This is a genomic window from Leeuwenhoekiella sp. CH_XMU1409-2, assembly GCF_037029365.1.
Lineage (GTDB): Bacteria > Bacteroidota > Bacteroidia > Flavobacteriales > Flavobacteriaceae > Leeuwenhoekiella > Leeuwenhoekiella blandensis.
In genome coordinates, this window is sequence record NZ_JAYMEI010000040.1 from 1 (window position 1) to 1,287 (window position 1,287).

At 37.2% G+C, this 1,287-nt stretch carries 1 protein-coding gene; it reads right to left on the reverse strand.

Annotated features, from left to right (window positions below):
• Positions 1-38: 38 nt before the first annotated feature.
• A protein-coding gene (locus WA338_RS18760; protein ID WP_336094548.1) for an IS3-like element ISLbl1 family transposase occupies positions 39-1,243 on the reverse strand; the annotation gives its coding sequence in 2 pieces (ribosomal slippage) (positions 39-964 and positions 964-1,243; 1,206 coding nt in all).
• Positions 1,244-1,287: the final 44 nt, after the last annotated feature.

Below are 1,287 nucleotides of genomic sequence, written 5' to 3' on the forward strand. Positions count from 1 at the left end.
TGGACTTGCAACAAAAAACTGGACTTTAAGTTGAGTGACTATGCTGCTAGTTTTTGATTATACATATCTATTTCAAATTCTTTAATAGTTCTGTTTCCTAAGTAGGAATGTCTTCTTCTGGTATTGTACCAGGTTTCTATCCACTGAAAGATAGATAACTCTGCCTGTGATTTAAGCTTGTATTTATGCCAATATACCCATTCTACTTTCAGAGATTTAAAAAAGGATTCAGCTACGGCATTGTCCCAGCAATTACCTTTTCTACTCATCGATTGTTTTACCAGGTCATTATAGCTTTTAAGTAGATTAGTAAATCTTTGGCTGGCATATTGGATACCTTGGTCTGAATGGAATATCAAAGGTTGTGTTAGTGTGGTATTTTTAATAGCCATCTGCCAAGCTTTTATAACAGTATCCTCGGTATTTAGGGTATCACTTAAAGCCCATCCTATAACTTTTCTATTGAATAGATCAATGATCACTGTTAGGTAACTCCAACCCTGATTGGTCTGAACATAAGTAATATCGCTTACCCATACTTGATTAGCTCTAGCTACATTAAAACATTGATTCAATAAGTTTGGTGCTGTGGGATATTTATGGCTACTATCGGTGGTGGCTTTAAACTTACGCTTCCTCTTAGCGTATAAATAGTTTGCCTTCATTATACGGGCTACCCGAGGCTTTGATACCTTAAAGCCCAAAGCTTTCAATTCAGCCTTTATTCTAGGAGCTCCATAGCTTTGGTGACTATCTTCAAATATATCTTTGATTAATGAAGAGAGCTTCTGATTTTCTTTCCAAAGGGTGCTAGGACCAGATTTCAACCAGTGGTAATAACCGCTTTTACTCACGGCTAACATAGTGCACATCTTCTCAACAGGAAATTTCATACGATGCTGTTTTATGAACCTGTATTTTTCTTGTCGCTCGCGGAGAAGATGCCAATCGCCTTTTTTAAGATATCACGTTCTAATTCGGCTTCTTTGAGCTGTTTCTTTAAACGGGCTATCTCTTTTTGTTGATCGGTCATTTTAGGGTTACCACGGCCGGGAAAACTATTTTTACCATAATTCTTTTGCTCTTTACGCCACCGGTAAAGAACAGCAGGTAAGATATCCAGGTCCTCACAAACCTGTGCTACACTGCCTTTGGCGTAACTTAATTCTACTGCTTTTTGCTTAAACTCTAAAGTGTAATGTTTGGCTTTACGTCTCATGATTGCTAAGTTAACAACTTGCAATAATATTCATTCAACTCTATGTCCAGTCTAATGTAGTAATTCCA